The following is a 23401-nucleotide window of genomic DNA, read 5'->3' as shown; positions in this document are numbered from 1 at the left end:
AGTGATATCACTTTAACGAGGCTTTCGATGCGACGCAAGAGGGCTCAGACCAGCAGGCGATGCAGCCCGGCCAGCAGCTCGGGGATGGGTTGGGGGCCATCGCAGGCGATGACGCGGCGCCGCGGCATGCTGCGCAGCCAGGTGATCTGGCGCTTGGCGAGCTGGCGGGTGGCGGCGATGCCGCGCTCACGCAGGTCATGGAAGTCGTCGGCATCCAGCGCCTCCCAGGCCTGGCGGTAGCCGACGCAGCGCATGGACGGCAGGGCCAGGCTCAGGTCTCCGCGGGCGCGCAAGGCCTTCACCTCGTCGATGAGACCCTGGGCCAGCATCGTGTCGAAGCGCTGTGCCAGCCGCTCGTGCAGCCAGGCGCGGTCGGTGGGTTCCAGCGAGAACAGCGGCCAATCCACGCCTTCCTCGCGCGTCGCGGCATGCAGGGCGCTCAGCGGCTGGCCGGTCAGGCGTATGACTTCGAGGGCGCGCTGGATGCGCTGGCTGTCGTTGGGCGCCAGGCGCTCGGCCGTATCGGGGTCAAGCCTTGCCAGTTCGGCATGCAGCGCCGGCCAGCCTCGCTCGGCAGCCTCGGCGTCGATGGCGGCGCGCAGCTCCGCGTCGGCCTGGGGCAGCGTGGAGAGGCCGTCAAACAGCGCCTTGAAGTACAGCATGGTGCCGCCCACCAGCAGCGGCAGCCGGCCGCGCGCGGCGATCTCCGACGCCAGGCGCCTGGCGTCGCGCACGAACTCGGCAGCCGAGTAGCTCTCCAGCGGGTCGAGGATGTCGATCAGGTGGTGCGGCACGGCGGCCCGCTCAGGCGTCGTTGGCTTGGCGGTGCCGATATCCATGCCGCGGTAGACCAGCGCCGAGTCCACGCTGATGATCTCCACCGGCAGCACCTCGGCGATTGCCAGCGCCGCCGCAGTCTTGCCGCAGCCGGTGGGGCCGGCCAGGCAGATGGGGGTCAGAAGCGTTCCCATGGGGCGAGGTAGCGCCATTGGCCCACCGGCAGATGACCCAGCGGGATGCGGCCGATGCGCACACGCTTGAGACCCACGACTTTCAGCCCGACCAGTTCGCACATGCGGCGGATCTGGCGCTTCTTGCCCTCGCGCAGCACAAAGCGCAGCTGCTGCTCGTTCTGCCAGCTGACCTTGGCGGGCTGCAGTTGCTCGCCGTCCAGCTCCAGGCCATGGTTGAGCAGGGCCAGTTGCTCGGGCGCCAGCGCCGCGTTGGGCAGCGTGCCCTCGGGCACCTCGTGACCCACGAACTCGACGCGGACGAGGTACTCCTTCTCAATGTCGGAATCGTCGCCGATCAGCGCCTTGGCCACGCGACCGTCCTGCGTCAGCACCAGCAGGCCGGTGGAGTCGATGTCCAGCCGGCCGGCGGGCGCCAGGTGACGGTGGTGGTTGGGATGGGGCTTGATGCCGGAGGGGTCATCCTTCCAGCGGTTCTCCTGCTGGAACAGCACCACGGCCGGCTCGTAACCGTCCTCGGCCTGGCCGGACACGTAGCCGATGGGCTTGTGCAGCAGCACGGTGACGAGCTGGGATTGGGCCTGGCGGGCCGCGGGGTCGATGGTGATCTCGACGTCGCCGACGACGCGCTGACCCAGCACGGCGACCTTGCCGTTCACCCGCACCCAGCCGGCGGCGATCCACTCGTCGGCCTCGCGGCGCGACGCCATCTTCAGCTCGCTCATGCGCTTGGACAGGCGATCGCCGTCCTCGGCATCGACCTGGCGAGCCGGGTTGCGGCGCTGCTGCGGCCGCGGCGGCGCCTCGAAGCCGGGGCCGCGGTTGGAGGCGCGGCGCTGGTCGATGCGGGGCGGGCGGTCGCCGGCGGGGCGCTCATCGCGGTGCTCGTGACGGCGACTCGGGTCGCCGTGTTGCGCGCGCTGTGGCGGGCCGTCCGGGTTGAAACCACCGGGCCTGGGGCCGGGGCGACCCTGCCGCTCGTCGCGCGGCCGGTCATCGCGGCGGAAGGGTTCGCTGCGCGGCTGCGGCCGCTCGGGCTTGAAGCCGGCCGGCTTGGGCCGGGCCGGGCGCTCGTCGCGCCGATCGTCACGCTGGGGCGCGGACCGCTCGTTGCGCTGCTGCTGAGTCTTCTGGAAGCGCTCCTCGCGCTCGGTCCTCTCGGCTTGTGCCTTGGCCAAGGTGGGGCGGGGCTTGGAGACGCCCTTGCCGCGCAGCGGCGCGCGCTTCTCGCCCTCGGCATTGCGGGTCTTGGCGGCGGGCTTGGGCTTGCCCTTGAGGGTGATGGTGGCCATCTTTTCTTCTTTCAGCGGCCGCGCAGGAACAGGGCGTCCAGCTCGCGCATGTCGAGCTGGCGCCAGGTCGGGCGGCCGTGGTTGCATTGGTCGGCGCGTTCGGTGGCTTCCATGTCGCGCAGCAGCGCGTTCATCTCGTCCAGCGTCAGCTGGCGATTCGCGCGCACTGCGCCATGGCAGGCCATGGTGGCGAGGATCTCGTGCTGGGCGCGCTCCAGCACCGAGCTGGCGTCGAACTGGGCCATCTCGGCCAGCAGCTCGCGGGTCAGCGCGACCAGGTCGCTCGCGGCCAGCAGGGCAGGGCGGGAGCGCACGGCCAGGGTGCGGACGGACAGTGGCGCCACGTCCAGTCCCAGCTGGGCCAGTGTCGTCGCATGCTGCTCGGCCGCGGCGACCTCCTCGGCCGTGGCGGCAAAGCTGATCGGGATCAGCAGCGGCTGGCTCTCGATCTGCGTCGCGCCCAGCCTGGCCTTGAGGCGTTCGTAGACGACGCGCTCATGGGCGGCATGCATGTCGACGATGACCAGGCCCTGGCGGTTCTCGGCCAGGATGTAGACGCCCTGGATTTGCGCGATGGCGCGACCCAGTGGCCAGTCCTGGTCGGGCAGCACCGGCTTCAGCGTGACGGCGGGTGCGGTCGGAATGGGGGTGGGTGGCGCGGATTCGGTGGGCTCGGCGGGCCGCCACAGCGCTTCGTGCTGCTCCAGCGACAGCCGCACCTGCTCGGCCGTAGGCGGCACGGGCGGCACATAGGCCGCGTGACCCTGCCGGGGCTCGGCGACGTAGAGCGTGGCCGCGGCCGTCGGCGCGAAGCCCAGCGGCGCCATGGCCGATTCGACGCCCGCGGCCTCGGCACTGCGCGAGGAGGCCAGTGCGTCGATGAAGGCGCGGCGCACGCTCTGGTGGATGGCGCGGCCATCGCGGAAGCGCACCTCGATCTTGGTCGGGTGCACGTTCACGTCCACCAGCTCGGGCGCGATCTCGATGAACAGCACGTAGCTGGGCTGGCGCTGGCCGTGCAGCACGTCCTCGTAAGCCGAGCGGATGGCGTGGCTGATGAGCTTGTCGCGCACGTAGCGACCGTTGACCCAGACGTACTGCTGGTCGGCCCGCGAGCGCGCGGCCTCGGGCAGGCCGGCGCGGCCGGTCAGCGCCAGCGGGCCGGCGCTGTGCTCGAAGGCGCGGCTGTCCTCGTTGAAGTCGGCGCCCAGCACGTCGGCGATGCGCTGCTCGCTGGAGGCTGCGCGCCACTGGTCCACCAGCTTGCCCTCGTGCCAGATGGCGAAGCCTACGTCCGGCCGCGCCAGCGCATGGCGGCGCACCGCCTCCACGCAATGGGCCAGCTCGGTGGCGTCGGTCTTCAGGAACTTGCGGCGCGCGGGCGTCGAGAAGAACAGCTCGCGCACCTCGACGCTGGTGCCGCGCGAGCGGGCGGCGGCGCAGAGCTCGCCGCTGCGGGCGTCGATGCGGTGGGCATGGGAGGCGTCGGCCGTGCGGCTGGCGATGGACATCTCCGATACCGACGCGATGGCCGCCAGCGCCTCGCCGCGGAAACCCATGGTCGCGACCGACTCCAGCTCGTTGAGCGACGCGATCTTGCTGGTCGCATGGCGCTTGAGCGCCAGCGGCAGCTGGGCCGCCGGGATGCCGCAGCCGTCATCCTCGACGACGATGCTGCGCACGCCGCCAGCCATCAGCTTGACGAGCACGTTGCGGGCGCCGGAATCCAGCGCGTTGTCAACCAGCTCGCGCACCACCGAGGCCGGACGCTCGACGACCTCACCGGCGGCGATCTGGCTGATCAGCTCGTCGGGCAGTTCGCGGATGGTGCGGGGCGCGGAGACTTCAGGGAGCGGCGAATCCATCCCCGGGATTATCGACGCCCCTCGACCGTCATCGAGGCGTCGGGATAATGCCGCGCCATGGACCTGCTGCACTTTCTCGTCGACTTCATCCTGCACGTGGATCGGCACCTGGCCGATTTCGTCCAGGCCTACGGCACCTGGGTGTACGCCCTGCTGTTCCTCATCATCTTCGTGGAGACCGGCGTCGTCGTGATGCCCTTCCTGCCGGGCGACTCTCTGCTGTTCGTGGTCGGCGCGATGTGCGGCGTGGGGCTGATGGACCTGGGCCTGTCCATGGCGCTGCTGACGGCGGCGGCCATCCTGGGCAACCAGAGCAACTACACCCTGGGCCGCTACTTCGGGCCGCGCGTGTTCCAGTGGGAGCAGTCGCGCTTCTTCAACAAGGCGGCCTTCGACAAGGCCCATGCCTTCTACGAGAAGTACGGCGGCTTCACCATCGTCGCGGCGCGCTTCATGCCATTCCTGCGCACCTTCGCGCCCTTCGTGGCCGGCGTGGCGCAGATGACGCGGCGCAAGTTCACCTTCTACGACGTGACTGGCGGCGCGCTGTGGGTGTGCGGCATCACGCTGGTCGGCTATGTGTTCGGCAACGTGCCCTGGGTCAAGGCCCACCTGGACAAGATCATCTGGGCCATGATCCTCATCCCCGGCCTCATCGTCATCGTCGGTGGCCTGCGCGGACGGCTGGCGCGCAAGTCGGGCTGACTGACTTTCGGGTCCGGCCCGTCCAGGGTCTAGAGTCACGGGCTTTTCGTGACTGTCGGAGATCCCGATGACCCTGTCCCGCATTGCCCTGGCCCTGGCCTGCGCCTGGATGACCTCCGGCCTGGCCCAGGCCGCCGAACCGACGCTGATGCTGCGTCAGCCCGCCGTTTCCAAGGACCATCTCGCCTTCGTCTACGCCGGCGACCTCTGGCTGGCCGACCGCAACGGCGGCAATGCGCGCCGGCTCACGAGCCACGCGGCCAGCGAATTCGCGCCGCGCTTCTCGCCGGACGGCCGGCAGATCGCCTTCTCGGCCAGCTATGACGGCAACATCGACGTCTACGTCATCGGCCTGGATGGCGGTACGCCGAAGCGTCTGACCTGGCACCCTGGGGCCGATGTCGTCAGTGGCTGGAGTCCGGACGGCCGTCGCGTGCTGTTCGCGTCGCCGCGCGAGGTGCTGAACAACCGCAGCAACCAGCTCTACGAAGTTAGCGTGGATGGCGGCTACGAGAAGCAGGTCATGAAGGCCGTGGCCTGGGAGGGCGCCTGGTCGGCCGACGGCAAGCAACTGGCCTACCGCCCCTACAACGCAGCCTACGCTGGCGTCAGCGGCTGGCGCCAGAGCCGCGGTGGCTCGACGCCACCGGTGTGGATCATGGACATGGCCTCCCAGCGCTGGCAGGAGATTCCCCACGTCAATGCAACCGACTCGGCGCCGGTCTGGGCCGGCGGGGAGGTGGTCTTCATCTCCGACCGCGCGGACGGCGCCGCCAACCTGTTTGCCTTCAACCCGGCCACCAAGTCGCTGCGCCAGCTCACGAAGGAGACGCAATGGGACGTGCGCAGCGTCGACGCCGTCGGCACGACGCTGGTCTACGAGGCGGGTGGGCGCATCAAGCAGATCGAGCTGGCCGGCGGCGAGCCGCGCGTGCTCGACATCCAGCTCGCCAGCCTCGCGCCCCGGCCGCAGTGGAAGGACGCCGGCAAGACGCTGACGCAGGCCCGCCTGTCCAGCACCGGCAAGCGCGTGGTGGTGAGCGCGCGCGGCGACGTGTTCACGGTACCGGTCAAGGACGGCAGCGTGCGCAACCTGACCGAGACTGCCGGCGTGCGCGAAAAGGACGCGCTGTGGAGTCCTGACGGCCAGCGCGTGGCCTATGTCTCCGACGCGCCGGGCATGCGCCACGAGCTGGTGCTGCAGGCGCAGACCGGCCTGGGCGCCAAGGAGCGCTTCCTGCTGTCCAAGGAGGGTTATTTCACGCTGATGGACTGGTCGCCGGACGGCCAGCAACTGGTGCTGCAGGACAACCACCTCAACCTCTACCGCCTCGGCCTGGCGGCGGGACCGCAGCGTGGACAGCTCGTCAAGATCGCCACCAATGTGCGCCGCTTCGGCGCCAACGGCTTTGCGGTGTCCTTCTCGCCGGACAGCCGCTGGCTGGCCTACACGGTCTCGGGGGACAACTACTTCGGTCGCATCGTGCTGCACGACATCGCCACCGGCCGCAGCCACACGGTGACCGACGGCCTGGCCCATGCCGGCAATCCGGCGTTCTCGGCCAAGGGCGACTACCTCTACTTCACGGCGTCCATCAACTCCGGCCCCAGCCAGGTCGGGCTGGACCTGTCCACGCAGGAGCGCCCGCGCCGCGTGGGCCTCTACGCACTGGTGCTGGCGGCGGACGGCAAGTCGCCGCTCGCGCCCAAGGCGGGTGACGAGGAGGCCAGGAAGGAAGAGAAGAAGGATGAGCCGGCCGACAGGAAGGCCGACGCCAAGAAGGACGACAAGCCCAAGGCCGAGCCGCTCAAGCCCGTCAAGGTCGACCTCGACGGGCTGGCGGACCGCCTCGTGGCTCTGCCGGTGGCGGAGCGCAACTACGACAGCCTGGCAGTGGCTTCCGATGGCGCGCTCTACTATCTGCAGCGTCCGCAGCCGGGGGCCAGCAACGAGCTGCCGCAGGCTGAGCGCCGCGCGACGGCCGAGCTGTGGCGCTTCGACTTCGAGGAGCGCAAACCCAAGCTGCTGCGCAGCGGTGTCGCCGAGTTCTCGCTGAGCGAAGACCACAAGAAGCTGCTGCTGACCGTGGCCGGCGGCAAGCTGGAGGTGGGCGACGCCAACGACAAGGCCGAGACCAAGGCGCTGGACTTGTCCGGCCTGCGCGCCCGCATCGACCCCAAGGCGGAGTGGAAGCAGATCTTCGACGAGGCCTGGTGGATGGAGAAGGAGTTCTTCTACGACCCCGCCCTGCACGGGTTGAACTGGCAGGCCGTCTACGACCGCTATCTGCCGCAACTGGCCCATGTGCAGCGTCGCGAGGACCTCAACGACCTGCTGGTGCAGATGATCGGCGAGCTGCAGGTGGGCCACAACCGCACCGGCGCCGGCGACGAGCACCAGGAGTCACCGGTGGCCGTGGGCCTGCTGGGTGCGGACTTCGCCGTCGAGCAGGGCCGCTACCGCGTCGCCACGCTTTACGCCGGCGACCGCCTCAACCCCAGCCTGCGCTCGCCGCTGAGCGCGCCGGGCCTGGGCGTGAAGGAGGGCGATTTCATCCTGGCCGTCAACGGTCATGAGCTGGACGGCAGGACCGGCCCCATCGGCAACATCTATGCGCTGCTGGAGAACACCGTCGGCAAGCAGGTCGTCCTCGCCGTCGCGCAGGACGCGGCCGGCAAGGGTCGCCGCGACATCACGGTCGAGCCCATCGCCAGCGAGTCGTTGCTGCGCCGCTGGGCGTGGATAGACGGCAACCGCAGGAAGGTCGAGCAGAAGAGCGGCGGCAAGGTGGCCTATGTCTACATGCCCGACACCGCGGGCCAGGGCTTCGAGCACTTCAACCGCATGTTCTTCGCGCAGGTCGACAAGCAGGCGCTGATCGTCGACGACCGCCGCAACGGCGGCGGCCAGGCGGCCAACTACGTGACGGAGCTGCTGTCGCGCCCCTACCTGGGCAGCTGGAAGGACCGCGACGGCCTGGTCTTCGACACGCCGGGTGGCGCCATCTACGGCCCCAAGGCCATGCTCATCGACCAGGACGCCGGCTCGGGCGGCGACTTCATGCCCTATGCGTTCAAGCGCGTGGGCCTGGGGCCGCTGATCGGCAAGCGCACCTGGGGTGGCCTGATCGGCATCTCGGCCAACCCGCCGCTCGTGGACGGCGGCTTCCTGACCGTGCCCTATTTCCGCTTCTACACGCCGGAAGGCGAATGGCGTATCGAGAACGAGGGCGTGGCGCCGGACATCGACGTCGAACTGGACCCGGCTGCCGTCAACCGCGGCGAGGACACGCAGCTGGATGCGGCGATCGCCGACGTGATGAAGCGGCTGGAGGGCTGGAAGCCCATCCAGCGCAAGGTGGCGCCGGCGCCGGCGACGCTGGGGCGTTGACATGAAGGGCTGGGCCGCCCTGTCCCTGCGGGGCCGCCTCTTCCTGCTGGCGCTGCTGCCCCTGCTGGCCTCGCTGGCGCTGATCGCGCTGGCCGTGCGCCAGCAGGAGAGCGCGCTGGCCACGCGCGAGCACGCGCTGGTGCGGGCCAGCTATATGGATGCGCGGCGTACCGAGCTCAAGCATTACGTGGACCTCGCCGTCAGCACCATCAAGCCGTTGCTCGGCCAGCCGGGCGGGCGGGAGCGGGCGCTGGCCATCCTGTCCTCGCTGGACTACGGCCGCGACGGCTATTTCTTCGTCTACTCGCTGAGCGGCCGCGTGCTGATGCACTCACGCCAGCCTGAGCTGGTCGGCCAGGAGCTCTGGGAACTGCACGACCCACGCGGCCGGCCGACCATCCAGCAGCTGATCCACCAGGCCAAGGCCGGCGGTGGCTATGTGGACTACCTGTGGCGCAAGCCGTCCAGCAACCTGCTGGCGCCCAAGCTGGGCTATGTCGTCGCGGTGCCGGAATGGGACTGGATGCTGGGCACGGGCCTCTACCTGGACGGCATCGAGGCGACGATGGCGGAGCTGGAGCGCGGCGCGCGCCAGAACATCACGGCCACCATGCTGTGGGTGGGCGCCGTCGCCATCTTCGGCGTGGCCCTCATCAGTGCCGGCGCGCTGGCGCTCAACCTCAGCGAGCACCGCAGCGCCGAGGCCAAGCTGCGCGCGCTGGCGCGCGAGGTCGTGCAGAGCCAGGAGGACGAGCGCGCGCGGCTGGCGCGCGAACTGCACGACGGCGTCAGCCAGGCGCTGGTGGCGACCAAGCTGCTGATCGAGTCAGCCCAGTCCGAGCCCGCCTCGGCCGCGCGTCTGCAGGCGCTGGCGCTGACGCGGCTGAACAGTACGCTCTCGGAGGTGCGGCATCTGTCCCACGCGCTGCGGCCCGCGTTGCTGGACACACTGGGCCTGCCAGCGGCGCTGCAGCATCTGGCGGCGGAGTTCGACGCCGCCGGCGGCACGCATTTCCAGGCCAGCGTGGAGGGCGAGGAGGTCGAGTTGCCAGAGGTGGTGAACACGGCGCTGTTCCGCATCGCGCAGGAGGCGCTGAACAACGCGGCCCGCCATGCCCGTGCGACGCGGGTGGGCGTGATGCTGCACTTCGGGCGTGACGGCGGACTGGCCCTGGAGATCCACGACGACGGCCAGGGCTTCGACGCCGACGCGGCCCAGGCCGTGGCCGACCAGGGACTGGGCCTGCGCAGCATGCGCGAGCGCGCGGCTGCCCTGGGCGCCAGGCTGGGGCTGGTGACGTCGCCAGGCCTGGGCAGCCGGTTGACGGTCAAACTGGGGGCTGCTGACCTGGCCCGCGCGGCCTCATGAACATGCCCATACGCATCCTGCTCGTCGACGACCACCCCATGGTGCGCGAGGGCCTGGTCGCGCGCCTGGCGGCCGTGCCGCGCTTCGAGGTCGTCGGCGAGGCCGGCGGCCGCGTAGAGGCGCTGGAGCAACTGGCCCGCACGGCGCCCGACGTCGTGCTGATGGACGTGGGGCTGAAGGACGGCAACGGCATCGCGCTCGGCGCGGAAATGCTGGAGGCGCGGCCGGCCATCAGGCTGCTGATGTTCAGCATGTATGACAACCCCGAGTACGTGCAGCGCGCGCTGACGGCCGGTGCGCGCGGCTATGTGCTGAAAGATGCGCCGGCGACGGAGATCGTGTCGGCCATAGATGCGGTGGCGGCGGGCGGCACCTTCCTGAGCGCGGCCGTATGCGGCCGGCTGTTCCGCGGCCAGAGCCCCAAGCCGGTGCTGACGCCGCGCGAGAGCGAGATCCTCGGCAAGCTGGGGCAGGGCGCTTCAAGCAAGCAGATCGCACGCGAGCTGAACCTGTCGGTGCGCACCGTGGAGGCGCACCGGCAGAGCATCAAGCGCAAGCTGGAACTGGACGGGCAGGCGGAGCTGATCCGCTATGCCGTCGAGCATGTCAGCGGCAAGGGACCGGCATGAGCTGCCGGCCCTGACTCAGCGGCCGCGGCGCGGGCCGTAGTCGTCGCGATCATGGTCGCGGCGATCCCAGCGGTAGTCGCGGCGGCCATCGCGATCACCCCAGCGGCGCTCGTGATAGACCGTCTCGTACACCACCCGGGGCGGAGGCGGGGGCGCGTAGTAGACGTCGGGCTGGACATAGCGCGGCGCCGGCACGTAGACGACCGGCGGCGGGTCGTAGTAGACCGGCGCGGGCACCACATACCTCGGGCCGTCGGCCACATAGACGCCGGCGGCCGGCAGGTTGATGCCGATGGACCAATGCGTGCCGGCGTGGGCGGCGCCGGCACCGAGCATGGCGGCGCCGGCGGCCAGGGTGACGAGGGCGGAACGAAGCATGGTGAACCTCCTGCAAAGCCAGGACTGCTGGCTCGATGCCGGAACAACGCTGCCCGACGCGTTGCGTTGACGCGTCGCCCGGCGCATTGGTAAGCGGGTGTGATGACGCCAGGGTTGACCCTTAGGTGATGCCGCGTGGTTGGTCTGCGTGACATGGACGATTGCCTGCCGCGCCCCGATTCCCGAGACTTCCGTCACGGCCATGCGCCCTCGTCGAGGCGTGCGCCGCATCCGGAGACAAGACTCATGAATCTGCGCCGCCACCTCGCGTGGGCGGGCATTGCGATCCTTGGCGCTGCATCCCTCGCCGTCGTGGCCCTGAGCCGCGGCGAGACGATCAGCGCGCTATGGGTCGTGGCTGCCGCCCTTTGCACCTACCTGATCGCCTACCGCTACTACAGCCTGTTCATCGCCGACAAGGTGCTGGGGCTGGACGCCAAGCGCCAGACGCCGGCCTGGAAGTACAACGACGGCCTGGACTACGTGCCCACCAACAAGCATGTGCTCTACGGCCACCACTTCGCCGCGATCGCCGGCGCGGGCCCGCTGGTGGGCCCCGTGCTCGCGGCGCAGATGGGCTACCTGCCCGGGCTGTTGTGGATCCTGGCCGGCGTCGTCTTCGCCGGCGCGGTGCAGGACTTCATCGTGCTGTTCATCTCCACGCGCCGAGACGGCCGCTCGCTGGGCGACCTCGTCAAGCAGGAGATGGGCACGGTGCCGGGCCTGATCGCGCTGTTCGGCGCCTTCATGATCATGATCATCATCCTGGCGGTGCTGGCGCTCATCGTCGTGAAGGCGCTGGCGGACTCGCCCTGGGGCCTGTTCACGGTGACGGCCACCATCCCGGTCGCGCTGTTCATGGGCGTCTACCTGCGCTTCATCCGCCCGGGCCGCATCGGCGAGGTGTCAGTCATCGGCTTCGTGCTGCTGATGGCGGCCATCTTCGGCGGCCAGGCGGTCAGCGAGAGCCCGACGCTCGCGCCGCTGTTCACGCTGGCCCCGACCACGCTGGTCTGGGCGCTGATCGGCTACGGCTTCATCGCTGCCTGCATCCCGGTGTGGCTGCTGCTGGCGCCGCGCGACTACCTCAGCACCTTTCTGAAGATAGGCACCATCGTCGCGCTGGCCATCGGCATCATCGTCGTCGCGCCGCCGCTGAAGATGCCCGCGCTGACGCAGTTCGCGGCCGGAAACGGCCCGGTCTGGGCCGGCAACCTGTTCCCCTTCCTGTTCATCACCATCGCCTGCGGCGCGGTGTCGGGCTTCCACGCGCTGATCGCGTCGGGCACCAGCCCGAAGCTGCTGGAGAACGAGACGCACGCCCGCTACATCGGCTATGGCGGCATGCTGGCCGAGAGCTTCGTCGCCGTGATGGCGCTGGTGGCAGCCGCCTGCATCGAGCCGGGCGTCTACTTCGCGATGAACAGCCCGGCCGCCGTCGTCGGCAAGGATGCCGCCACGGTGGCGCAGACGCTGTCCACCTGGGGCTTCGTCATCACGCCCGACATGCTGACCCAGGCCGCGGCCGACGTCGGCGAGAAGACCATCCTGGCCCGCGCCGGCGGCGCGCCGACGCTGGCCGTGGGCATGGCCGAGATCCTGCACCAGGTCATCGGCGGCAAGGCCATGATGGCCTTCTGGTACCACTTCGCCATCCTGTTCGAGGCGCTGTTCATCCTGACCGCCGTGGACGCCGGCACGCGCGCCGGCCGCTTCATGCTGCAGGACCTGCTGGGCAGCTTCGTGCCCTCGCTCAAGCGCACCGAGAGCTGGGTCGCCAACTTCATCGCCACCGGCCTGTGCGTGGCGGCCTGGGGCTACTTCCTCTACCAGGGCGTCGTCGATCCGCTGGGCGGCATCAACACGCTGTGGCCGCTGTTCGGCATCGCCAACCAGATGCTGGCCGCCGTCGCGCTGCTGCTGGGCACTGTCGTCATCTTCAAGATGAAGAAGGACCGTTACGCCTGGGTCACGGCCCTGCCGGCCGTGTGGCTGCTGGTCTGCACGATGACTGCGGGCTGGCTGAAGATCTTTTCGGCCGACCCCAAGCTGGGCTTCCTGGCCCACGCCGACAAGTACGCCGCCGCGATTGCGCAAGGCCAGGTGCTGGCGCCGGCCAAGACGCTGGCTGCGATGGAGCGCGTGGTCTTCAACGACCGGCTGGACGCGGCACTGTGCGCCCTCTTCATGGGCGTGGTCATCAGCGTGCTGATCTACAGCGTCAAGGCCATCGTCGCGGCCCGCCGCAGCGGCCGGCCGACGGCCCATGAAACGGCCTTCGTGCCGATGCCGGCCGGCCAGCATGCGTGAGCAGCTGGGCGAGCTGGCCCGTGACGCCGCCCGTGCCGGGCGGTACCTCACGCAGAGCCTGCGCCTGATGGTGGGCGTGCCGGACTACGGCAGCTACCTGGCCCACCACCAGGCCACGCACCCGGAGCGGGAGCCCATGAGCTACGAGGAGTTCTTCATGGAGAGGCAGGCGGCGCGCTACAGCGCGCGCGTCGGGAAGTGCTGCTGACCCAGTGGTACAAGGCCGGCCATGCCGGCCTTTTCCGACGATGTCCTTCCAGAAGGCTTCCATCTGCTGCCCGGCCTGCTCGCGCCGCAACGGCGGCAGGCCCTGATCGACGAGCTTTCGACGCTGCCGCCCGGCGCGGCGGGTCAGCGTGAATTGCTGGACCGGCCCTGGTGCCGGGCCCTGGTGGGTTGGCTGAAAGGCCAGCCGCGGCTGCGACCCTATCTGCCGTGCGACGACGTGGCGGTGCAGTGCACGCTGTTCGAGAAATCCCAGGATCGCAACTGGCTGGTCGCACCTCATCAGGACCTTGCCGTTCCGGTCCGGAACCGAATCGATCACGCCATGCTGAGCGGCTGGTCCGTCAAGGGCGGCCGGCATTTCGTGCTGGCGCCGGCTGAGGTGCTCCGCGGCATGCTGGCCCTGCGTCTGCATCTGGACGATGCGACGCAGGCCGATGGTGGCTTGCGCTTCGTGCCGGGCTCGCATCGAGAGGGTGTTCTCTGCCCTGACGCGATCCGCGCCCGGCGTGACCGGTCCGGCGAGGTGGTGGTTGACGCGCGGGCCGGCGATGCGCTCTTGATGCGCCCCCTCGTACTGCACTCATCCAGCAAGGCCGTTGCCGCAGGCCGGCGGCGTGTGCTGCATCTGCTGTTTGGCCCGCCGGCCTTGCCCCACGGCCTGCGCTGGCTCTCGGCCGTCTGACGCTTACAGCGTCGTGCTGCGCTTCCTCGCCATCGGCGGGCTCTTGGCAAAGTACCTGGCGATGCCGGAGGCCAGCGCGTCCACCAGTTGATCCTGGTAGCCCGGATCGTTCAGCTTCTTCTCCTCCTCGGGGTTGGAGATGAAGGCCGTCTCCACGAGGATGCTGGGGATGTCCGGCGCCTTCAGCACGGCGAAGCCGGCCTGCTCGACGCGCGGCTTGTGCAGCTTGCCGACCTTGCCGATCTGCCCCAGCACCTCGCCGCCGAGCTTGAGGCTGTCCTTGATCTGGGCCGTGGTGCTCATGTCCAGCAGCGCGCGCAGCACGTTGGCGTCCTTGGTGGCGGCGCCGACGTTGACGCCGCCGACGAGGTCGGCCGCGTTTTCCCTGTTGGCCATCCAGCGCGCGGCCGCGCTGGTGGCTGCGCCATCGCTGAGCACGAAGACCGAGGCCCCGCGCGCCTGGCTGTTGATGAACGCGTCGGCGTGGATGGACACGAACAGATCGGCCTGCACGCGCCTAGCCTTCTGTACGCGCTCGTGCAGCGGCACGAAGAAGTCGGCGTCGCGCGTCATCAGCACGCGGATGTTGGGGTTGGTCGTCAGCCGTTCGCGCAGCTTGTGGGCAACGGCGAGCACGACGTCCTTCTCGCGCAGGCCGGAGGGTCCCACGGCGCCCGGATCCTCGCCGCCATGGCCGGGGTCCAGCGCGATGATGATGAGGCGGTCTATCCTGGGCTCGGCCGTCGGAGCCGGGGCGGCCGGCGCGGGCTTGGGGGCGGCGACCACGGGCGGCGGGGGCGCCGCAGCAACGGGTGGGGCCGGCGGGCGCTCGATCTTCTGGATCAGCTCGCCGAGGGCGTCGTTGACTGCGCTGGCCGCAGCCTCGGCGCGCTGGGCGGCGGGGGGCGGCGCGGGCTGGGCCTTGCGGCCGCCTTCCTTCGCCAGCGCCACCAGCGGGTCGGCCTCGACCTTGGGGCGCAGGTCGAAGACCAGGCGGTGCTGGTAGGCCGCAACCGGCGTCAGCGTGAAGATCTGCGGCGCGACGGGCTGGCGTAGGTCCAGCACGATGCGCACGACGGTGGGCGTGTTCTGGCCGACGCGCACGCCGCTGATGTACGGGTCGTCGGCCTTGACCTTGCCGATCAGGTCGCGCAGGCCGGGGCTCAGCGTCAGGCCGTCGATGTCGATGACGAGGCGGTGCGGCGAGTCGACGAGGAAATGCCTGGCGGCGAGCGCCTGGTCGGACTCGATGGTGACCCGCGTGTATTCCTGGGCGGGCCAGACGCGCACGGCGACGATGCTGGCCTGGCCGGGCTGGGTCGGGGCGGCCAGCGTGTCGGGGGCCTTCAGCAGCAGGGCGAGCAGGCCGAGGGAGCTGCGGCGCTTCACGCTGACAGTGCCTCCACGAGGTGCGCCGCTCCCACCACGCGCACGCGGCGGCTGTCGTCGGGCATCAGCTCGATGAAGAGCTGCAGGTCGGCGCTGGGCAGCTGGCCGGCGGCCTTCTCGGGCCATTCGCAGAGCTTGAGCCCCGGCGCGGCGAAGACGTCGCGAAAGCCGGCGTCCTCCCACTCGCGCGGGTCGCCGAAGCGGTAGAAGTCGAAATGGCTGGCCGAGCCGCCGCCCGCCAGCCCATAGCTCTCCATGACGGCATAGCTGGGGCTCTTGATGCGGCCCTCGACGCCCAGCGCACGCAGCAGCAGGCGCACGAAGGTGGTCTTGCCGGCGCCCAGCGGCCCGTGCAGCTCGATGATGGCGTCGGGTGAGGGGAGCAGCGCCGCCGCGAGACGGTCGGCGGTGGCCTGGGCCGCGGCCTCGTCGTGCCACAGCAGCTGGGTTTCTAAAATCGGTGCCAAATGCAAGAGCTTCCGTCCACTGTCGATACCGCCGCGCTGTTGGCGCGTTTGCGCGGCTGGGCCCGCGAGCTGGGATTCTCACAGATCGCGGTGGCCGACGTGGACTTGCGCCACGCCGAACCTGGCCTGCAGGCCTGGCTGGACGCCGGCCACCACGGACGCATGCATTACATGGCCGCGCATGGCCTGAAGCGAGCGCGGCCGGCCGAGCTGGTGCCGGGCACGCTGCGCGTGCTGACGGCGCGCATGGACTATCTGCCACGGGGCACGGCGCCGGGCTGGCAGGCCGTCGAATGGGCGGGTCTGGCGAAGCCGGAACAGGCCCAGGTCTCCATCTATGCCCGCGGCCGGGACTATCACAAGGTGTTGCGCCAGCGCCTGCAGAAGCTGGCCGAGAAGCTGGAGGCCGAGGTCGGCCCGCTGGGCTACCGCGTCTTCACCGACTCGGCGCCGGTGCTGGAGGTGGAGCTGGCATCGCGCTCGGGCCTGGGTTGGCGAGGCAAGCACACGCTGACGCTGCACCGTGATGCGGGTTCGATGTTCTTCCTCGGCGAGATCTTCATCGACCTGGAGCTGCCGCTGACAGATCCCGTCACGGCGCATTGCGGCGAATGCCGGGCCTGCATCGACGTCTGCCCGACGGCCGCCATCACCGCACCCTACCGCGTCGACGCGCGGCGCTGCATTTCCTACCTCACGATAGAGCACGACGGCTCCATCCCCGAGGCGCTGCGCGAGAGCATCGGCAACCGCGTCTACGGCTGTGACGACTGCCAGCTGGCCTGCCCCTGGAACAAGTTCGCACAGCCTGCGGTGCTGGCCGATTTCGACGTGCGCCCCGGCATGGCGGGCGCGCCGATCGCAGAGTTGCTGGCCTGGGACGAAGCCGAGTTCCTGCGCCGCACCGAAGGCTCGGCCATCCGTCGCATCGGCTTCACGCGCTGGCGGCGCAATCTCGCCGTGGCTGCCGGCAACGCGCTGCGGGCGCGCGACGACGCCGCGCTCCGCGGCGCGCTGCTGCGGGCCGGGCAGGGGGCCGACGCGCTGGTGGCCGAGCACATCGCCTGGGCGCTGTCCGCGCCTCGAGCCTTTGACGCGTTATCGTCGGGTTCGTCCGTCGTTGGAGTCCTTGAATGATGCCGTCCCGCCCCTTTGTCCGTCGTCGCGCCGCCATCCTTGCCCTGGCCGCCGCGACCTGCCTGCCGGTGCATGCCGTGCGCTACGAGGGCCAGGACTTCCCCGACACACTGGAGCTCGGTGGCAGCATGCTGGCCCTGAATGGCACGGGCAAGCGTCAGGTTGCCATCTACCCGCTCTATCTCGCCGCCCTCTACCTGCCGCAGAAGGCGGGCACGCCAGACGCCATTTACGCCCAGGCCGGCCCCAAGCGGCTGGAACTGCGCATCGTCATCCCGCTCGTGAAGGACGTGTCGACGCAGGAATTCGTCAAGGCCATCAGCAAGGGCGTGGACCGCAACTCCACCGAGGCCGAGAAGGCAGCCGTGGCCGAGCGCGTGAAGCTTTTCAACGGCTTCATCACCGAGGTGGGCCGCGTCAAGAAGGGCGACCTGCTGCACGTCGACTACCTGCCCGACCAGGGCGGCACCGTCCTCACGGTCAACGGCAAGGTCTGGGGCCAGCCCGTCGAGGGACAGGACTTCTACACGGCCTTCCTCAAGGTATTCCTGGGCAACAGCAACAGCGACGCCCGCCTGCGCGCCGGCCTGCTGGGCCGGCACGGCTAGCATCCGCCCATCCACACCCCGGAGACCGACCTCATGCAACGTCGTTTCGTCCTCCAAGCAGCCGCGCTCGCCGGCTTCGGCCCCCTGGGCCATCACGCCTGGGCCGACACCTACCCCAGCAAGCCGGTGCGCCTGATCGTGCCGTTCGCGCCGGGTGGCACCACCGACATCATTGCGCGCATCGTTTCCGAGCGCATGACGGTGCTGCTGGGCCAGACCATGGTGGTGGACAACAAGGCCGGGGGCGGCGGTACGGTGGGCGCGACCGAGATCGCGCGCGTCGCGCCGGACGGCTACGCACTTGGCGTGGCGACGGTGTCGACGACGGCGGCCAACCCGGCCATCAACCCCAGGATTGCCTACAACCCGCTGACGGACTTCACGCCCGTCATCAACATCGCGGCGACGCCCAACGTCATCGCGGTGCACCCGAGCTTCCCGGCGCGCGACTACAAGGGCTTCGTCGCCGAGCTCAGGAAGAACCCGGCCAAGTACAGCTACGCCACGTCTGGCACGGGCGGCATCGGCCACCTGCAGATGGAGCTGTACAAGACGCTGGCCGGCGTCTTCGTGCTGCACATTCCCTACCGCGGAGCGGGCCCGGCGCTGAACGACACGGTGGCCGGTCAGGTGCCGATGATCTTCGACAACCTGCCGTCGGCGTTGCCCTTCATCAAGGACGGCCGCCTCATCCCCATCGTCGTCGCGGCGCCGCAGCGCGTGGCGGCGCTGCCCAATGTGCCGACTTTCAAGGAGATCGGCCTGGAGCCCGTCAACCGCATGGCCTACTACGGCATCCACGGCCCCAAGGGCCTGCCGCGCGACATCGTCGACAAGGTCAATGCCGCCGTGCGCAAGGCGCTGGAGAACCCCGACGTGCGCAAACGCATCGAGGACACGGGCTCGCTGATCGTGGCCAACACGCCCGAGCAGTTCGCGGCCCAGATCGCGGCCGAGTTCGATGTCTACAAGAAGGTCGTCGCGCAGCAAAAGCTCAAGCTTGACTGATCCTGGTATCGAGGCCTTCATCGAGGCGCTCTGGCTGGAAGACGGCCTGAGCGCCAACACCCAGGCGGCCTACCGGCGCGACCTGGCGGCGCTGGCGGGATGGCTGGCACCCATGGGGCTGGACGCCTGCAGCGAACGCCAACTGCTCGAGTACGCAGCCGCCCGGCCGGCGGCCAAGACCTCCAGCGCGAACCGGCGCCTGTCGGTCATCAAGCGCTATTTCCGCTGGGCGCTGCGCGAGGGACGCATCCAGTCCGATCCCACGCTCAAGCTCATGGCCGCGCGGCAGCCACTGCGTGTGCCCAAGCTGCTCAGCGAGGCCCAGGTCGGCGCGCTGCTTGCGGCGCCTGACGTCGGCACTGTCCTGGGCCTGCGCGACCGCGCCATGCTGGAGCTGATGTACGCCAGCGGCCTGCGCGTCAGCGAGCTGGTGACGCTGAAGAGCGCCCATGTCGCCTTCAAGGACGCGGTGCTGCATGTCACCGGCAAGGGCAGCAAGGCCCGCCTCGTGCCTTTTGGCGAGCATGCCCGCGACTGGATGGTGCGCTATCTGCGCGAGGCCCGCGCCGAGATCCTGGCCGGCCGCAGCAGCGACGACCTTTTCGTCACCGCCCGCGGCGCCGGCATGACGCGGCAGATGTTCTGGACGCTGATCAAGCGGCATGCGATCGTGGCCGGCATCACGGTGCCGCTGTCGCCGCACACGCTGCGCCATGCCTTCGCGACGCACCTGCTCAACCATGGCGCGGACCTGCGCGCCGTGCAACTGCTTTTTGTTCTTGCTGATCTGGCGACCACGGAGATCTACACCCATGTGGCGCGCGAGCGGCTGAAGGCATTGCACGCCCAGCACCATCCGCGCGGGTAACTACCCCTGTGAGCGGTGCACAACAGTGCCTGCCCGCAGCGCGGGCAGGGCGGCAAACTCGGGCGGCGTCACAAGACCCCAGGGAGTCGTCATGTCTGCACACCGCCTGCTGCCCGTCGCGTTTGCCGCACTGAGCCTCTTCGGTGCGACCGCCACGCGGGCCGACGACGCCAACAGTCTTGAACGCGTGACCGTCGTCGGCTCGCGCAAGACGCTGCCCGCCGCGTCCAGCACGGAGACCCTGGTGCCGGTGGACATCTACTCGATGAACAAGGTTGTCGAGGGCGGAGGGCAGTTCGACCTGGCGCAGACGCTGCAATACCTGTCGCCGTCCTTCAACTCGACGCGCCAGACCGGCGCCGATGGTGCCGATCTGATCGACTCCGCGGCCCTTCGCGGCCTGGGCTCGGACCAGACGCTGGTGCTGGTCAACGGCAAGCGCCGCCACACGGTGGCGCTCGTCAGCCTGTTCGGCGCGCGCAACCGCGGCTCGACGGGCACGGACATGAACTCCCTGCCGCTGCTGGCCATAGACAACGTGCAGGTGCTGCGCGACGGCGCGGCGGCCCAGTACGGCTCGGACGCCATCGCCGGCGTCATCAACATACAGCTGAAGAAAAAGGCCGGATGCGAGGCCGTGGCGGGCTACGGTCAGTACTCGGCCGGCGACGGCAAGAACGACCTCGCCTCGGCCTATTGCGGCGTCAAGCTGGGCGGCGGCATGCTGGGCATCACCGGCGAATGGCAGGACCGCGGTCGCTCCAATCGCGCCGACCCCGACAGCCTGCGCACCATCGGCGACACCCAGGTCAAGAACAAGACGGTCTACCTGAATGGCGAGTTCCCCGCCGGTGGCGACAACAAGCTCTACGTGACGGCCGGTGCGCAGAACCGTGCTGCCTCTTCCGCCGCCTGGGCGCGTGGCGGCGTTGGCTCGGACGACATCCCCAGCCGCAACTCGGCCGCGATGTACCCCAACGGCTTCGTGCCGTACATCAACGGCAAGATCGAGGACCGCTACCTCATCGCCGGCTGGAAGTCGGCCATCGCTGGCTGGGACACCGACCTGTCGCAGACCTACGGCAGCAACAAGCTGCGCTACAACATCAGCCACACGCTGAACGCCTCCATCGCCAACAAGGACCTGTTGTCGGGCGGCAAGGGCATCAGCCCGACCAGCTTCGACGCCGGGGGCTTCGGCTTCAGCCAGTCGACGACCAATTTCGACGTCAGCCGCTTTTTCCCCGCCCTGCTGGGTGGCAGCAACATCGCCTTCGGCGCCGAGTACCGCAAGGAAAACTACGACATCGTCGCCGGCGAGCCCGGCTCGTATATCGATGCCGATGGCGTGGGCTTCGGCGGCAATGCCGGCAGCCAGGGCTTTCCGGGGTTCCAGCCCTCGGACGCCACCAACAGGAGCCGCAGCAGCCAGGCCCTCTACGTGGACTGGGAAGCCACGCTGACGCCGTCGCTGACGCTGGACGCCGCCGTACGCGCAGAACACTACAGCGACTTCGGCTCGACGACGACGGCCAAGCTGGCTGGCAGCTTCAAGGCCAGCAAGGAACTGCTGCTGCGCGCCGCCTCCAGCACGGGCTTCCGCGCACCAAGCCTGCAGCAGCTCTACTTCTCTTCCACCTTTACCGACTTCATCAGCGGCCGGCCGCTGGACGTGGTGCTGGCCCCCAACGGCAGCAGGATTGCCAATGCCGCGGGAGTTCCGGCGCTCAAGCAGGAGAAATCCAGGAACCTGTCCGTCGGCTTCACGATCAAGCCCAGCCCCGACTCGGCCGTCACGGCCGATCTCTACCAGATCAACATCCGCGACCGCATCGTGCTGTCCGGCCGCTTCGACGAGGACAACTACCCGGCCCTGGGTGCCATCCTTCAGGGGTTGGGCGTGGGGCAGGCGCAGTTCTTCGTCAACTCGGTCAACACCCGCACCCGCGGCCTGGACCTGACGGCTTCCAATCGCACGAAGCTGGGGGCGGGGCAACTCACCACCTTCCTGGCGCTGAATGTCAGCCACACGGCGGTGACGGCCATCCACGCGCCGCCCTCGCTGAAGGGCTTCGAGGACGTGCTGCTGTCCGAGCGCGAACGCCTCTTCATCGAGCAGGGTGGTCCGCGCGCCAAGGGCACGCTGGGCTTCGAGTACAGCGAGGGCGCGTGGACGAGCGAAGCCAAGATCATCTACTTCGGCAGCCAGACGCAGGGCGGCTTCACGGACGGCGTGTACCTGCGCTACAAGCCCAAGGCCTCGATGGACCTGGCCTTGAGCTGGCAGGCCACACCGGCCCTCAAGCTCAGCATCGGCGGCAACAACGTCTTCAACGTGAAGCCGACGCGCCAGGATCCGGACGAGACGGACAACGGTTTCTACTACGACAGCGTGCAGTTCGGCCTGAACGGCGCGTCCTACTTCGCGCGGGCTTACTACCGCTTCTGAACCGGTCGCCGACAATCGGGGCGGATGGACCACAGTTTTCTTTCCGCCCTGATCCTGCTGTTGCTGGTGCTCGACCCGCTCGGCAGCCTACCGATCTTCATTTCCATCATGCGCGCGGTGCCCAAGGAGCGGCGTACGCGCGTGGCCATGCGCGAGGTGGGCATCGCCTTCTGCGTGCTGTTCGCGTTCATGTTCCTCGGCGACAGCTTCCTGCAGGTCATGCACCTGTCGGAGCGGTCGCTGGAGGTGGCGGGCGGCGTGATCCTGGTGATCATCGCGATCCGCATGATCTTCGGCGGCTCGAGCGAATCGGCCTACGGGCTGGAGCCGGGCAAGGAGCCGTTCATCTTCCCGCTCGCCGTGCCGCTGCTGGCCGGGCCGTCGGCCATGGCGACGGTGCTGCTGCTGGCGTCGCGCCAGCCGGACAAGATCTGGCAATGGATTGGCGCGCTCAGTGCCGCGATGCTGATCTCGGGCCTGACGCTGGTGCTGGCGGACCGCATCCGCAAGCTGCTGGGCGACTCGGTCGTGTCGGCCATCGAGAAGCTGATGGGTCTGGTGCTGACTGCCATCGCCGTCGAGATGGTGCTGGCAGGCCTGAAGCGCTATTTCATCGGCGGGCTCTGAGGCGTAGTCGAGAACAGGCCCTGCGGCCTGTTCGACGCTCGCCGAAGGCCAGGCGGCCAGCAGGCCGCTCGGCATGAGGCCGGAACGGCCTACTTGTTCTTCAGCTTGGCTTCCTTGCCCTTGGGGATGACCGAGGTCATCGGCGCGACCGGGCGGTCGGAGCCGGCCGTCTTGCCGGGACCGGCGTCCTTCTTGGGCTTCTTCGTCATCTTGTTGCTGCGCTGTTCGGTGTTCGCCATGAGTCCTCCGTGCAAAGGGATTGAAGAAGGCCGGACTATGCCTCAGCCTCGTAGGCCTTTCGGGCCGGACTTGCGGCCCATTGCGTGGCCGTGACGTCGTAGCGGGCGCAGTCCATGTCGTACCAGCGGCCGGTGCCGCTATAGGTCATGCCCAGCCGTTGCATGACGGTGGAGGAGGCCGTGTTCTCGGGCTGGCAGATGGCGCAGATCAATTCGGGCTTCAGTGTCGCGAACGCCCAGCCGACCATGTGGCGCGCCGCCTCGCTGGCGTAGCCCTGGCCCCAGGCACTCTGGCTCAGCCGCCAGCCGGTTTCCAGCGGGCCGGCGGGGTCGCGGTTCAGGTGCTGGATGCAGCCCATTCCTATCACTTCATCGTCGTCCAGGCGCTGGAATGCCCACCACGAGTAACCGAATTCGGCCCAACGCCCCTTCACGCGCGCCACCATCTGCCGGGTGTCGTCCAGCGTCTCGGGCCGACCGGTGATGTAGCGCATGACGACCGGGTCGCTGTTCAAGCGGTACAGGCCATCGACGTGGCAGTCATTCAGCGGTTCCAGCCGCAGGCGGGGCGTGATCAGGACGGTCATGGCGTTGCGGCGGTTCTCACGATGCTGAAGTATCGTTTCAAATTGCGAAAAGCAACGATGTTGCGTCGCCGCATGATTTCTCATTATGGTGAATCTGATTTCTTTATTTGAAAAATGTAGTGCAAGTCATTGTTATTAAAGGACAAAGTTTTTTGTCTTGTATAAGACTTTGGCCTTCCGCGGACGGGTGATGAGGCCTAGG

21 protein-coding genes are annotated in these 23401 nt (G+C 69.0%); 13 read left to right on the top strand and 8 right to left on the bottom strand.

What is annotated here, in order from left to right:
* Positions 1–44 precede the first annotated feature (44 nt).
* The 3 genes from miaA to mutL are packed head-to-tail and all read right to left on the bottom strand — an operon-like array spanning position 45 to position 4128.
* Positions 45–971, bottom strand: a complete 927-nt coding sequence (miaA, locus tag JOY88_RS07755) for a tRNA (adenosine(37)-N6)-dimethylallyltransferase MiaA (RefSeq protein WP_293501683.1) — start codon at positions 969–971, stop codon at positions 45–47.
* Positions 956–2263, bottom strand: coding sequence for a pseudouridine synthase (locus JOY88_RS07750; protein WP_293501682.1), 1308 nt, complete (start codon positions 2261–2263; stop codon positions 956–958). Before JOY88_RS07750 ends, miaA begins: the two co-directional genes overlap by 16 nt.
* 11 nt (positions 2264–2274) lie before the next feature.
* Entirely contained in the window at positions 2275–4128 is a 1854-nt protein-coding gene (mutL, locus tag JOY88_RS07745) for a DNA mismatch repair endonuclease MutL (RefSeq protein ID WP_293501681.1), read from the bottom strand.
* A 57-nt stretch (positions 4129–4185) separates the two neighbouring features.
* Here mutL and JOY88_RS07740 point away from each other — a divergent pair, with 57 nt between their 5' ends.
* From JOY88_RS07740 to JOY88_RS07725, 4 genes are all read left to right on the top strand, one after another.
* The gene (locus JOY88_RS07740) at positions 4186–4833 is read left to right on the top strand and encodes a DedA family protein (RefSeq protein ID WP_293501680.1); all 648 of its coding nucleotides are present in this window, start codon (positions 4186–4188) and stop codon (positions 4831–4833) included.
* A 67-nt stretch (positions 4834–4900) separates the two neighbouring features.
* A complete protein-coding gene (locus JOY88_RS07735) occupies positions 4901–8224 on the top strand; it encodes a S41 family peptidase (protein WP_293501679.1) in 3324 nt (1107 codons plus the stop codon).
* Between the two features lies 1 nt (position 8225).
* A complete protein-coding gene (locus tag JOY88_RS07730) occupies positions 8226–9593 on the top strand; it encodes a cache domain-containing protein (RefSeq protein ID WP_293501678.1) in 1368 nt (455 codons plus the stop codon).
* On the top strand, positions 9590–10222 hold the full coding sequence (locus tag JOY88_RS07725; protein ID WP_524539195.1) for a response regulator transcription factor: 633 nt from the start codon (positions 9590–9592) through the stop codon (positions 10220–10222). Before JOY88_RS07730 ends, JOY88_RS07725 begins: the two co-directional genes overlap by 4 nt.
* A 15-nt stretch (positions 10223–10237) precedes the next feature.
* On the opposite strand, the gene JOY88_RS07720 is transcribed toward JOY88_RS07725, so the two are convergent.
* Positions 10238–10600: a hypothetical protein gene (locus JOY88_RS07720; RefSeq protein ID WP_293501676.1), complete on the bottom strand. Its 363-nt coding sequence runs from the start codon at positions 10598–10600 to the stop codon at positions 10238–10240.
* A 246-nt stretch (positions 10601–10846) separates the two neighbouring features.
* Between JOY88_RS07720 and JOY88_RS07715 the strand changes: the two genes are divergently transcribed.
* Genes JOY88_RS07715 through JOY88_RS07705 form a run of 3 tightly spaced genes read left to right on the top strand, consistent with a single transcriptional unit; the run spans position 10847 to position 13820 of the window.
* On the top strand, positions 10847–12910 hold the full coding sequence (locus JOY88_RS07715) for a carbon starvation CstA family protein (RefSeq protein ID WP_293501675.1): 2064 nt from the start codon (positions 10847–10849) through the stop codon (positions 12908–12910).
* Positions 12903–13118, top strand: a complete 216-nt coding sequence (locus JOY88_RS07710; protein ID WP_293501674.1) for a YbdD/YjiX family protein — start codon at positions 12903–12905, stop codon at positions 13116–13118. Before JOY88_RS07715 ends, JOY88_RS07710 begins: the two co-directional genes overlap by 8 nt.
* Positions 13119–13139: 21 nt before the next feature.
* Positions 13140–13820 (top strand): phytanoyl-CoA dioxygenase family protein, encoded by a 681-nt coding sequence (locus JOY88_RS07705; protein ID WP_293501673.1) that lies wholly within the window; start codon positions 13140–13142, stop codon positions 13818–13820.
* A 3-nt stretch (positions 13821–13823) separates the two neighbouring features.
* Here JOY88_RS07705 and JOY88_RS07700 read toward each other — a convergent pair whose 3' ends face one another.
* Together JOY88_RS07700 and tsaE are read right to left on the bottom strand one after the other, a co-directional pair.
* Positions 13824–15209 carry an N-acetylmuramoyl-L-alanine amidase gene (locus JOY88_RS07700; protein WP_293501672.1) on the bottom strand — a complete coding sequence of 462 codons (1386 nt, stop codon included), beginning with the start codon at positions 15207–15209 and terminating at the stop codon, positions 13824–13826.
* A complete protein-coding gene (gene tsaE / locus JOY88_RS07695; protein WP_293501671.1) occupies positions 15206–15682 on the bottom strand; it encodes a tRNA (adenosine(37)-N6)-threonylcarbamoyltransferase complex ATPase subunit type 1 TsaE in 477 nt (158 codons plus the stop codon). Before tsaE ends, JOY88_RS07700 begins: the two co-directional genes overlap by 4 nt.
* On the opposite strand from tsaE, the gene queG reads away from it, so the two are divergent.
* From queG to JOY88_RS07665, 6 genes are all read left to right on the top strand, one after another.
* Positions 15677–16813, top strand: a complete 1137-nt coding sequence (queG, locus tag JOY88_RS07690) for a tRNA epoxyqueuosine(34) reductase QueG (RefSeq protein ID WP_293501670.1) — start codon at positions 15677–15679, stop codon at positions 16811–16813. The two genes, tsaE and queG, sit on opposite strands and share 6 nt — an antisense overlap.
* Positions 16810–17421 carry a chalcone isomerase family protein gene (locus JOY88_RS07685; RefSeq protein WP_293501669.1) on the top strand — a complete coding sequence of 204 codons (612 nt, stop codon included), beginning with the start codon at positions 16810–16812 and terminating at the stop codon, positions 17419–17421. Before queG ends, JOY88_RS07685 begins: the two co-directional genes overlap by 4 nt.
* 33 nt (positions 17422–17454) lie before the next feature.
* Entirely contained in the window at positions 17455–18429 is a 975-nt protein-coding gene (locus JOY88_RS07680; protein WP_293501668.1) for a tripartite tricarboxylate transporter substrate binding protein BugE, read from the top strand.
* Positions 18383–19297: a site-specific tyrosine recombinase XerD gene (gene xerD, locus JOY88_RS07675; RefSeq protein WP_293501667.1), complete on the top strand. Its 915-nt coding sequence runs from the start codon at positions 18383–18385 to the stop codon at positions 19295–19297. Before JOY88_RS07680 ends, xerD begins: the two co-directional genes overlap by 47 nt.
* 91 nt (positions 19298–19388) lie before the next feature.
* Complete coding sequence (locus JOY88_RS07670) at positions 19389–21746, top strand: TonB-dependent receptor plug domain-containing protein (RefSeq protein WP_293501666.1); 2358 nt, start codon at positions 19389–19391, stop codon at positions 21744–21746.
* A 24-nt stretch (positions 21747–21770) separates the two neighbouring features.
* Positions 21771–22373, top strand: a complete 603-nt coding sequence (locus JOY88_RS07665) for a MarC family protein (protein WP_293501665.1) — start codon at positions 21771–21773, stop codon at positions 22371–22373.
* Positions 22374–22462: 89 nt separating this feature from the next.
* Here the strand turns inward: JOY88_RS07665 and JOY88_RS07660 are convergent, their stop codons facing one another.
* On the bottom strand, positions 22463–22612 hold the full coding sequence (locus JOY88_RS07660) for a hypothetical protein (protein ID WP_293501664.1): 150 nt from the start codon (positions 22610–22612) through the stop codon (positions 22463–22465).
* Between the two features lie 35 nt (positions 22613–22647).
* Complete coding sequence (locus tag JOY88_RS07655) at positions 22648–23199, bottom strand: GNAT family N-acetyltransferase (protein WP_293501663.1); 552 nt, start codon at positions 23197–23199, stop codon at positions 22648–22650.
* Positions 23200–23401: the final 202 nt, after the last annotated feature.

Origin of the sequence: Roseateles sp. (genome assembly GCF_019237615.1) — a bacterium.
Classification (GTDB): domain Bacteria; phylum Pseudomonadota; class Gammaproteobacteria; order Burkholderiales; family Burkholderiaceae_C; genus Pelomonas.
Note: the sequence above shows the minus strand (reverse complement) of the source record. Positions and strands in the feature narration are given on the sequence as shown.

Bases quoted from the DNA above. Each gene is read 5' to 3' on its own strand.
- mutL (WP_293501681.1), bottom strand. From the start codon at position 4,128: ATGGATTCGCCGCTCCCTGAAGTCTCCGCGCCCCGCACCATCCGCGAA.
- JOY88_RS07740 (WP_293501680.1), top strand. From the start codon at position 4,186: ATGGACCTGCTGCACTTTCTCGTCGACTTCATCCTGCACGTGGATCGG.
- JOY88_RS07655 (WP_293501663.1), bottom strand. From the start codon at position 23,199: ATGACCGTCCTGATCACGCCCCGCCTGCGGCTGGAACCGCTGAATGAC.
- queG (WP_293501670.1), top strand. From the start codon at position 15,677: ATGCAAGAGCTTCCGTCCACTGTCGATACCGCCGCGCTGTTGGCGCGT.
- JOY88_RS07660 (WP_293501664.1), bottom strand. From the start codon at position 22,612: ATGGCGAACACCGAACAGCGCAGCAACAAGATGACGAAGAAGCCCAAG.
- JOY88_RS07720 (WP_293501676.1), bottom strand. From the start codon at position 10,600: ATGCTTCGTTCCGCCCTCGTCACCCTGGCCGCCGGCGCCGCCATGCTC.
- JOY88_RS07685 (WP_293501669.1), top strand. From the start codon at position 16,810: ATGATGCCGTCCCGCCCCTTTGTCCGTCGTCGCGCCGCCATCCTTGCC.
- JOY88_RS07725 (WP_524539195.1), top strand. From the start codon at position 9,590: ATGAACATGCCCATACGCATCCTGCTCGTCGACGACCACCCCATGGTG.
- xerD (WP_293501667.1), top strand. From the start codon at position 18,383: ATGTCTACAAGAAGGTCGTCGCGCAGCAAAAGCTCAAGCTTGACTGAT.
- JOY88_RS07665 (WP_293501665.1), top strand. From the start codon at position 21,771: ATGGACCACAGTTTTCTTTCCGCCCTGATCCTGCTGTTGCTGGTGCTC.
- JOY88_RS07710 (WP_293501674.1), top strand. From the start codon at position 12,903: ATGCGTGAGCAGCTGGGCGAGCTGGCCCGTGACGCCGCCCGTGCCGGG.
- JOY88_RS07730 (WP_293501678.1), top strand. From the start codon at position 8,226: ATGAAGGGCTGGGCCGCCCTGTCCCTGCGGGGCCGCCTCTTCCTGCTG.
- JOY88_RS07670 (WP_293501666.1), top strand. From the start codon at position 19,389: ATGTCTGCACACCGCCTGCTGCCCGTCGCGTTTGCCGCACTGAGCCTC.
- JOY88_RS07680 (WP_293501668.1), top strand. From the start codon at position 17,455: ATGCAACGTCGTTTCGTCCTCCAAGCAGCCGCGCTCGCCGGCTTCGGC.
- JOY88_RS07715 (WP_293501675.1), top strand. From the start codon at position 10,847: ATGAATCTGCGCCGCCACCTCGCGTGGGCGGGCATTGCGATCCTTGGC.
- JOY88_RS07735 (WP_293501679.1), top strand. From the start codon at position 4,901: ATGACCCTGTCCCGCATTGCCCTGGCCCTGGCCTGCGCCTGGATGACC.
- JOY88_RS07705 (WP_293501673.1), top strand. From the start codon at position 13,140: ATGCCGGCCTTTTCCGACGATGTCCTTCCAGAAGGCTTCCATCTGCTG.
- miaA (WP_293501683.1), bottom strand. From the start codon at position 971: ATGGGAACGCTTCTGACCCCCATCTGCCTGGCCGGCCCCACCGGCTGC.
- JOY88_RS07750 (WP_293501682.1), bottom strand. From the start codon at position 2,263: ATGGCCACCATCACCCTCAAGGGCAAGCCCAAGCCCGCCGCCAAGACC.